Annotated in this window: 8 protein-coding genes and 2 pseudogenes; 5 read left to right on the top strand and 5 right to left on the bottom strand. The window is 68.5% G+C overall.

What is annotated here, in order from left to right; genetic code table 11:
• On the bottom strand, nucleotides 1-1,376 hold a 1,376-nt coding region (locus ACIRJP_RS41395; RefSeq protein ID WP_404186234.1), incomplete at its 3' end, for a heavy metal translocating P-type ATPase.
• A gap of 246 nt (nucleotides 1,377-1,622) precedes the next feature.
• On the opposite strand from ACIRJP_RS41395, the gene ACIRJP_RS41390 reads away from it, so the two are divergent.
• Together ACIRJP_RS41390 and ACIRJP_RS41385 are read left to right on the top strand one after the other, a co-directional pair.
• On the top strand, nucleotides 1,623-2,312 hold the full coding sequence (locus ACIRJP_RS41390; RefSeq protein ID WP_404186232.1) for a copper homeostasis protein CutC: 690 nt from the start codon (nucleotides 1,623-1,625) through the stop codon (nucleotides 2,310-2,312).
• Between the two features lie 97 nt (nucleotides 2,313-2,409).
• A pseudogene (locus tag ACIRJP_RS41385) lies at nucleotides 2,410-3,228 on the top strand (IS5 family transposase).
• Nucleotides 3,229-3,245: 17 nt separating this feature from the next.
• Here ACIRJP_RS41385 and ACIRJP_RS41380 read toward each other — a convergent pair.
• The 3 genes and pseudogenes from ACIRJP_RS41380 to ACIRJP_RS41370 all read right to left on the bottom strand — a co-directional run.
• Complete coding sequence (locus tag ACIRJP_RS41380) at nucleotides 3,246-4,496, bottom strand: MFS transporter (protein WP_404186230.1); 1,251 nt, start codon at nucleotides 4,494-4,496, stop codon at nucleotides 3,246-3,248.
• A gap of 33 nt (nucleotides 4,497-4,529) precedes the next feature.
• Nucleotides 4,530-5,162: a GrpB family protein gene (locus tag ACIRJP_RS41375; protein WP_404186228.1), complete on the bottom strand. Its 633-nt coding sequence runs from the start codon at nucleotides 5,160-5,162 to the stop codon at nucleotides 4,530-4,532.
• Nucleotides 5,163-5,498: 336 nt separating this feature from the next.
• Nucleotides 5,499-5,894 (bottom strand): annotated as a pseudogene (locus ACIRJP_RS41370) (nucleoside 2-deoxyribosyltransferase domain-containing protein); the annotation flags it as partial.
• A gap of 269 nt (nucleotides 5,895-6,163) precedes the next feature.
• Between ACIRJP_RS41370 and ACIRJP_RS41365 the strand changes: the two are divergent.
• From ACIRJP_RS41365 to ACIRJP_RS41355, 3 genes are read left to right on the top strand one after another with little or no spacing between them, the layout of a single operon-like run.
• Nucleotides 6,164-6,535 (top strand): ArsR/SmtB family transcription factor, encoded by a 372-nt coding sequence (locus ACIRJP_RS41365; protein ID WP_404186226.1) that lies wholly within the window; start codon nucleotides 6,164-6,166, stop codon nucleotides 6,533-6,535.
• Nucleotides 6,532-6,993 carry an SRPBCC family protein gene (locus ACIRJP_RS41360; protein WP_404186224.1) on the top strand — a complete coding sequence of 154 codons (462 nt, stop codon included), beginning with the start codon at nucleotides 6,532-6,534 and terminating at the stop codon, nucleotides 6,991-6,993. The genes ACIRJP_RS41365 and ACIRJP_RS41360 overlap by 4 nt, the downstream gene beginning before the upstream one ends.
• A 47-nt stretch (nucleotides 6,994-7,040) precedes the next feature.
• Complete coding sequence (locus ACIRJP_RS41355) at nucleotides 7,041-7,394, top strand: VOC family protein (RefSeq protein ID WP_404186222.1); 354 nt, start codon at nucleotides 7,041-7,043, stop codon at nucleotides 7,392-7,394.
• Between the two features lie 4 nt (nucleotides 7,395-7,398).
• On the opposite strand, the gene ACIRJP_RS41350 is transcribed toward ACIRJP_RS41355, so the two are convergent.
• The gene (locus ACIRJP_RS41350) at nucleotides 7,399-8,202 is read right to left on the bottom strand and encodes an IS982 family transposase (protein WP_404186236.1); all 804 of its coding nucleotides are present in this window, start codon (nucleotides 8,200-8,202) and stop codon (nucleotides 7,399-7,401) included.
• Nucleotides 8,203-8,207 lie beyond the last annotated feature (5 nt).

Below are 8,207 nucleotides of genomic sequence, written 5' to 3'. Positions count from 1 at the left end.
ACGGTGCCGGTCTTGTCGAGGACGATCGTGTCGACGCGGCGGGTGGTCTCCAGGACCTCCGGGCCCTTGATCAGGATGCCGAGCTGGGCGCCGCGCCCGGTGCCGACCATGAGGGCGGTGGGGGTGGCCAGGCCGAGGGCACAGGGGCAGGCGATGATCAGTACGGCCACGGCGGCGGTGAACGCGGCGGTCAGGCCCCCGCCGTTGCCGAGCCAGAAGCCGAGCGTGCCGAGCGCCAGGGCTATGACGACGGGTACGAAGACGGCGGAGATCCGGTCCGCGAGGCGCTGGGCCGCCGCCTTGCCGTTCTGGGCGTCCTCGACGAGCTTCGCCATCCTGGCGAGCTGGGTGTCGGCGCCGATCCGGGTGGCCTCCACGACGAGCCGGCCGCCCGCGTTGAGCGTCGCCCCGGTGACGGAGTCGCCGACGCCGACCTCCACGGGCACGGACTCACCGGTCAGCATGGACGCGTCCACGGCCGAGGCACCCTCGACGACGGTGCCGTCGGTGGCGATCTTCTCGCCGGGGCGGACCAGGAACCGGTCCCCGACCTGGAGCTCGGCGGTCGGCACGGTCACCTCACGGCCGCCGCGCAGCACGGTCACTTCCTTGGCGCCGAGTTCGAGCAGCGCCTTGAGGGCCGCGCCGGCCTTCCGCTTGGACCGGGCCTCGAAGTAACGCCCGGCCAGGATGAAGGCGGTGACTCCGGCGGCGGCCTCCAGGTATATGTTGCCCGCGCCGTCGCTCGGCCCGATGGTCAGCTCGAAGGGGTGCGTCATGCCGACCATGCCCGCCGTGCCGAAGAACAGCGCCCACAGCGACCAGAGGAACGCGGCCGTGGTGCCGACCGAGATCAGTGTGTCCATCGTCGCCGCACCGTGCCGGGCGTTGGTGAACGCGGCCTTGTGGAACGGCCAGGCGGCGTACGTGACGACCGGGGCCGTCAGCGTCAGCGAGAGCCATTGCCAGTAGTCGAACTGGAGCGCCGGGATCATCGACATCGCGATCACCGGCACGGCGAGCGCGACGGCTGTCAGCAGCCGCTGCCGCAGGGGCCGCAGCTCGTCGGCTTCGCCGGCACCGGCGGCGGCCCCCTCCTCGGCGGTGCGCGCCGGGGGAGCGGGCTCGTGCGCTGTGTAGCCGGTCTTCTCGACGGTGGCGATCAGGTCCTGTACGGAGATGTCCTCGCCCCGGTAGCTGACCTTGGCCTTCTCGGTGGCGTAATTGACGGTGGCCTCGACTCCGTCCATCCGGTTGAGCTTCTTCTCGATACGGGCCGCGCAGGAGGCGCAGGTCATGCCGCCGATCGCGAGCTCGACCTCTGCGGCGGTGCCGGTGGCGGTACCGGTGCCGGTTGTGGCGGTGTGCGCGGACACGATGTCCTCCCTGGCGGAGACGTTGATACCCCTAGGGGGTATGCATTGCTGATTCAGGTATACCCCCCTCCCCTATGAAACGCAAGGGCGGATGTGCCGCCGGGCCCGCGTGGTGATCGTTCGATCACCCCAGGTGCGGCTGACCTCGCGTATCTTCGGCTGGCATTGAGGCTGCATCCTCGGTGTATCGACCCGTAGGCTGGCCATTGGACTAGACCTATTGATGCTTCCTGGAGGATGGGGCCCATGAGCAACCGTGCAGTCCTGGAGGTGATCGCTCTCGACGCCGAGGACGCGATCGCCGCCCAGGCGGGTGGTGCGGACCGGCTTGAGCTGGTCACCGACATGGCGTCGGACGGCCTGACCCCGTCCTGTGCGACCTTCGCGGAGATCCGGGCGGCGGTGGACATTCCGCTGCGGGTGATGCTCAGGGTGGCGGACGGCTTCGCGCCCGGCGACATCGAGGTGCTGGTGGCGAAGGCGCGCGAGCTGCGCGCGGCGGGCGCCGAGGAATTCGTGCTCGGCTTCCTCGACGCCGAGGGCCACCCGGACCTGGTCGCCGTCGAACGGCTCGTCGCCGAGCTGGACGGCTGCCGCTGGACCTTCCACCGCGCGATCGACCGGGCCGTCGACCGGGACGCCCTGCGCAAGCAGCTGGCGGACCTGCCCGGCCTGGACACGTACCTCACCGCCGGCTCGCCCAAGGGCGTCGACGACGGCATCCCGACGCTGCTGGTGGAGGCGGCGCGCCAGGGCGAGCCCGGTTACGAGCCGCAGATCCTGGTGGGCGGCGGGCTGCGGCTCGAACACCTGCCGGAGCTGCTGGCCGCGGGCATCGACGCGGTGCACATCGGCGGTGCGGCGCGTCCGCACGGGTGGTCGGGGCCGGTGGACGCGGCGGCGGTGCGGGAGTGGCGGGCGGTGCTCGACGCGTAGCGGGGGCGGGGGGGGGGGGGGGGGGGGGGGGGGGGGGGCGGCGCCCCCCCCCCCCCCCCCCCCCCCCCCCCGCCGCAGTTCACCATCGGAGAAGAAGATGCGCCGTCCCTGCTATCCCTCGGACACCTCGGACGCCGAATGGGCCCTGATCGAGCCGCTGTTGCCGACCCCGGCCTGTGACACACCTCGCGGCGGGGCACCGGAGAAGCATCCCCGCCGTGAGGTCGTCGATGCGATCCGCTATGTCGTAGACACCGGCTGCAAATGGAGGGCTCTACCTGCGGATTTTCCTCCATGAAGGACCGTCTGGGGCTTCATGGCCCGCTGGGCGGCCCGCGGTGTCATCGGGCAGATCCGCGACGTCCTCGCCGGCCGGATCCGTAGGGAGATGGGCAAGGGACCCAGGGCGGTGGCCACCATCATCGACTCGCAGTCGGTGAAGGCGGCCTCGACCGTCGGCAAAAAGAGCCGCGGCTACGACGCGGGCAAAAAGATCAACGGGCGCAAGCGGCATCTCGTGGTCGACACCCGAGGTCTGCCACTGATGGTGATGGTCACCCCGGCCGACCTGCACGATTCCGCTGCGGCGAAGGAAGTCCTCTTCCGCCTCCGCCTGATGCACCCCGAGATCACCCTCGTCTGGGCCGACCGCGCCTACGCGGGCAAGCTCGTGACCTGGGCCAAACGCCACCTCAAGCTGACCATCAAGACGGTCAGCCGGCCCAAGGACACCTCCGGCTTCATCGTCCTGCCCCGGCGCTGGGTCGTCGAACGCTCGCTGGCCTGGATCATGAACGCCCGCCGCCATGCCCGGGACTACGAACGGCTCGTCCAGCACTCCGAGACGCTGATCACCTGGGCGGCTATCACCCTGATGACTAAGCGGCTGACCCGCAAAAGTGTCCCCACCGCCTGAAGAGAAAACCAGGTGAACTATCCGGGTACGTGGTCCAGGCCAGGGATTCGGGAGGGGAGGTCGCGGACGGCCGTGAAGAAGAGGGGGATGGTGCTGGTCACTGTGACGAGTACGCCGCTGAGTACGAGTGTTTCGGCTATGCCGATGTGAGCGGCTACCGGGCCTGCCACTGCGAGACCTAGGGGCGTACAGATGAAGGATGCCAGGGAGTCGTACGAGCTGACCCGGGACATGGCGTGCTCCGGGACATGGGTGTGGACCGTGGTCCTCCACAGGACCTCGAACACGTCGATGCATACGCCGGCCGTGAGCATGCCGGCGGCGATGAGCCAGGTCGGGGCGCCTGCGGCGAGGAGCAGGTAGGGAGGGAAGAAGCCGAAGGTGACGAGGACGCCCGTGCGCAGGGGGTAGCGGGGCCGGATACGGATCGCGATCAGACTACCGAGGACGAAACCCGCCGAGTGGGCGGCGAGAACCACCGACCAGGCGACCGCGCCACCGAGTTCCTGCTCGGCCACCGCTGGGCCGAGCACCATGATGGCTCCTCCGAAGCAGGCGTTGACGACAGCGAACTGGCCGACGACCGGCCACATCCAGCGCAGGGAGACGAACTCTGTCCAGCCACCGCGCAGTTCGGTCAGGAGACCGGTCGGTGCCTCTGTCGCGGCGGCTGCCCGCGACGTCGCACGTGGGCGGGCAAGCATCAGGAGCACAGCGGACAGGAAGTAGGTGGCGGCGTCGGCTGCCAGTGCCCAGCCCGGTGCGACGACCGCGACGAGTACTCCGCCGACAAAGACGCCCCCGACGCGGGAGATGTTGGCCGCCAGGCGCAGCAACGCGTTTGCCGGCTGAATGCGTTCGGCATCGACGAGCTGGGGAACGAGCGCGGTGGCGGCTGGCTGACTGATGGCGGAGGACGCGCCGTTGACGGCCGCGAGGACGACCAGGAAGTTCATCGGCACGCTGCCGTGCAGGAATAGGGCGGCGGTCAGGGCCTGGGAGCACCCGGCGGTGGTCTCCCCCACGATGATCAGACGCCGGCGGGCGAACCAGTCCGCGAGGACACCGCCCAACAGGATCAGACCGAGCTGGGCGACTGTGCGGGTACCCAGCAGCAGTCCGAGCTGGGACGGGGAGCCGTCGGGCATGGCCAGTACAGCGAAGGCGAGGCCCAGCGGGGCGATGACGTTACCGGTCAGGGACGAGGTGCGGGCGATGAAGAACAGGAGGAAGTTCCGCTCCCGCAGCAGGCCGAGATCACCCTTCATGAGCGGTAACTGCTGCCGGCGGGGACGGGCGGTTCAGCTTTCACGGTGTGCTCGTGTGCTCTGATCGGCGCGTTCGAGGATGTCGGCGATGACCTCGCTCTTCGCGTCGGCATAGTGCTGCATATACGTCCACGTCCGCTGCGAGAGGTCACGCTTGGTCCGGGCATAGAGGTCGCGGTCGCTGGTGTGGGCGCGCAGCCAGTCGCGGAACAGGAGCATGCGGTCGATCTCGGGGCAGCCGGTGGAGAGCACGTGCAAATTGACCGACTCGGCACTGAGGCCGAGGGCGGGCTTACGAAGGACGCGGTGCTCGTACCAGTCGGGCTCCCGGATCGCGAGCGTGTATCCGATGGACTCCAGGGCAGGCACGTAGACGGACTCGTCGGCCGAATCGGGAACGATCAGCAGGATGTCGATGACCGGTTTGGCGGGCAACCCGGGTACCGAGGTGGATCCCGTGTGCTCGACACGGTGAGGCAGCGCGCTCAGCCCGTCGCCTATCCGGGCGGCCTCCGCCTCGAACACCACGGCCCACTCGGAGGTGTACTCCATCAGCTTGATATCGCTGTTGAGCTGAGGAGCCGGTTCCAGGTTCGCCGCTTCGATCTCCTCATCGGTCATCGAGATACGAGGGATCTCCTGCTCGTGGCGCTCCTGTGCTGCCATGGTCCTTCGTCCCGTCTCGATAGCTCAACAACTCCGCTAGGACAGAGGGTAATTGCTCCTGAGCTGTTCAGGAACGCCGCCATTCCGGCACACAGCTCGGGCCAGCTGGGCAGGACGGCGCGCAGCATGGACGAACTGAACACGATCAGATCACCCGCCCCTCCACGGCTAAGGGTTGTCGGGTTCGGAAACAGCTTCTAAACGCAAAAAAGCTCTGTCCCCCGGCTCAGGCCGGGGGACAGAGCTTTGGTGTGCCGGGGGCAGATCCAGGTGCAGATGCTGGCGGCGGTTTTGGGCGCAGCTGGAGGGCACAGGACGGCGACTTCGGCCGTGTGGCTACCGGGGGCGCTTGGCGGTGAGCAGCGCGAGGGCTGCGGTCGCCGTGTCGGTCAGGGTGGTGCACACCGGTACGCCGTGACGGCGAGCTACGTAGATCAGGTACCTGTTGCGCTCCGGGTTGGGGCAGTCGGGCGGGCAGCCCAGTACTGCCCTGCCTGTCGGCGCGTCCAGGCCGAACTCCACGTTGGTGGTCATGCCCGGCATGGTGCGCAGGTCGCGGGGGATCCAGAACAGGACTGCCGTGGCCGCCGCGCGGGCCTCGGTCTCCCAGTCGACCTGGGTCTCGTAGCGGTCGGCGCGCAGGCCATGGCGGGACTCGGGACTCAGGACGGTCAGCGGCCGGTCGCCGGTCCACTGTTCGGCCAGGGCACGGACGGCGTCGGGCCGCCAGGACGGAACCGGTGCGCTCTTGTCCGGGCTAGACGAGCAAGTCCTATGTCATTGGATGTGGCTCCTTCTCGGGAAGGTGCCGAGCAGGGCATTCGGCAGTCGAGGCGCACGGACTGCTGGAGCCTCGCCGCTGGCGGGTCCCGTCTCGGCTGAGAGCTGTCTGCCATCCGCCGCACCGTCGTGATCCTCGCGGAGCCGAGGTGAATGACAGTATCGACAGATACTTAACCAGTCCCTTGACTATTCGGAGATGCGTCCCCATAGTTAAGTACATGCCTAAACAACAGGTGGACCTAGACCGGGTCTTCCAGGCGCTGGCAGACGCCACCCGCAGGGACATGGTCCAGCGGCTGGTCGGGGCACCGGCCTCGGTCAGCGTCCTGGCCCAGCCCTACGCCATGTCGCTGCCCGCAGTGATGCAGCACCTCCAGGTGCTCGAGGAGTGCGGGCTGGTGCGCTCGGAGAAGGTCGGTCGGGTCCGCACCTGCCGGATCGAGCCCACTGTGCTACGCGCGGCGGAGGAGTGGCTCGCCGCCCAGCGCGCCGCCTGGGAGAAGTGCCTGGACCGGCTCGGTCACCACCTGGCCACCAGCTCCGCCATCCCCGACGACCTCACCGACTCCGGACACGGGAAAAGGACATGACCGATCGCCAGATCACACACGCCACCTTCTGCCTCGAACGCCACTACCCGCCCCCGCCCGCCCGCGTGTTCTCCGCTTGGGCCGACCCGCAGGCCAAGGCCAGCTGGTTCTCCGGCGTCGACGCCACGCACGAGCTGGATTTCCGGGTCGGCGGACACGAGGTCAACCGGGCCCGCCGCATCGACGGTGTGGAGCTGGTCTTCGAGTCCTGGTACCGCGACATCGTCCCGGACCAGCGGCTCGTCTACACCTCCACCCTCAACGCTGGCGACGAACTGGCGACGGTGTCGCTGACCACGGTGGAGTTCCACCACGAGGGCGCTGGCACCCGCCTGGTCCTGACTGAGCAGGGCACCTTCCTCAACGGCAACGAGGAGCCGAGCTGGCGCGAGCAGGGCACCGGCGCATGGCTCGACGCGCTGGGCACCTTCCTCCGAATCCACGAGTCCGGGACTTGAGCCCCCGGCAGACGCCGGACACCAAACAAAGCAGCAGGGGAACCGATATGACGATCCAACGACTGCTCGCCCAGATGACCGTCACCGACCTGGACGCGGCGACCGCCTGGTACACCGCGCTGTTCGGGCGGAGGCCCGACACCCGACCGATGCACGGCCTGGTCGAGTGGCACCTCTCCGACACCTACGGCGTCCAGGTCTGGACCGACCCCAACCGCGCCGGACACTCGACCGCGATCCTGGCCGAGTCCGACCTCGACGAACGCCTCACCCAGCTCGCACGCGCAGGCATCAACCACGGCGGAGCCCAGAACACAACCACCTCCCGCATCCTGCCCATCACCGACCCGGACGGCAACCGAATCGTCTTCACCAGCCCCTTCACCGGCACCGACCACTGACTCTTCAGTGGTCGTAGGCGATCAACGATCGAGTGATGGGTGCGCCGGTCAGGTTGTTCAGCCAGATCGCGGCGGCCATGGCCAGGATGCGCTGGGCGACGACGCCCGCGCAGCTGCGCCCCCCGTGGCCTTCCAGGTCGAGCTGGCCCTTGAGAGTGTCGTTGACCGACTCGATCAGCTGGCGGACCTTCTTCAGCATCGGTTCGCCGTAGCGGGCCTTCTCGCGCTTGCGGGAGGGCCGCAGCAAGGTGATGCCGTAGTCGGCCAGCAGCCCTTCGAAGGCCCGGCCGGCGAAGCCCTTGTCAGAGATGAGCAGGATGCCGTCGTGCGCGGCAACGATGCCCGCTTCGACCTCCAGCATCGCGGCCAGCACCTCGCGTTCACCGATCTTCGGGTCTGCCAGGGCCCCCAGGATCGGCATCCCGGCCGGAGTGCACACCAGGTACAGGCGCAGCCCCCAAAAGAACCGCGAGTGGCTGGCGCAGTAGCCGTATCCGGCCCATCCGGCCAGGTCGGAGCGTTTCACGGTGGGCCGCGACATGCCGCACGGCACCGGGGTGGAATCCACGATCCAGCAGTCGTCCAACCAAAAGTCGGACGACTTCGCGAGCATGCGAATGACCCGCTTGATCAGGCCGAGCGCCGCACGCAGGCGTTTGTTGTAGCCGGACTGCTGGGGCAGGTACGGAAACATCCCGGTCAAATGCTTGCGGGCGTAAGAAGCCGTTGTCGTACCGAGAGGTTCGGTTGCGGGTCGAACTTGGGTGCCCGGTTGAGTGATCGGCTCGTGGCCGGGGAATGAAAGCAGGGCCT

This window comes from Streptomyces sp. NPDC102437, assembly GCF_044765565.1.
Taxonomy (GTDB): domain Bacteria; phylum Actinomycetota; class Actinomycetes; order Streptomycetales; family Streptomycetaceae; genus Streptomyces.
The sequence above is the reverse complement of the archived record's forward strand: the minus strand, read 5'-3'. Positions and strand labels throughout refer to the sequence as shown.

Bases quoted from the DNA above. Each gene is read 5' to 3' on its own strand.
- ACIRJP_RS41365 (WP_404186226.1), top strand. From the start codon at position 6,164: ATGCCTAAACAACAGGTGGACCTAGACCGGGTCTTCCAGGCGCTGGCA.
- ACIRJP_RS41380 (WP_404186230.1), bottom strand. From the start codon at position 4,496: ATGAAGGGTGATCTCGGCCTGCTGCGGGAGCGGAACTTCCTCCTGTTC.
- ACIRJP_RS41390 (WP_404186232.1), top strand. From the start codon at position 1,623: ATGAGCAACCGTGCAGTCCTGGAGGTGATCGCTCTCGACGCCGAGGAC.
- ACIRJP_RS41360 (WP_404186224.1), top strand. From the start codon at position 6,532: ATGACCGATCGCCAGATCACACACGCCACCTTCTGCCTCGAACGCCAC.
- ACIRJP_RS41375 (WP_404186228.1), bottom strand. From the start codon at position 5,162: ATGGCAGCACAGGAGCGCCACGAGCAGGAGATCCCTCGTATCTCGATG.
- ACIRJP_RS41355 (WP_404186222.1), top strand. From the start codon at position 7,041: ATGACGATCCAACGACTGCTCGCCCAGATGACCGTCACCGACCTGGAC.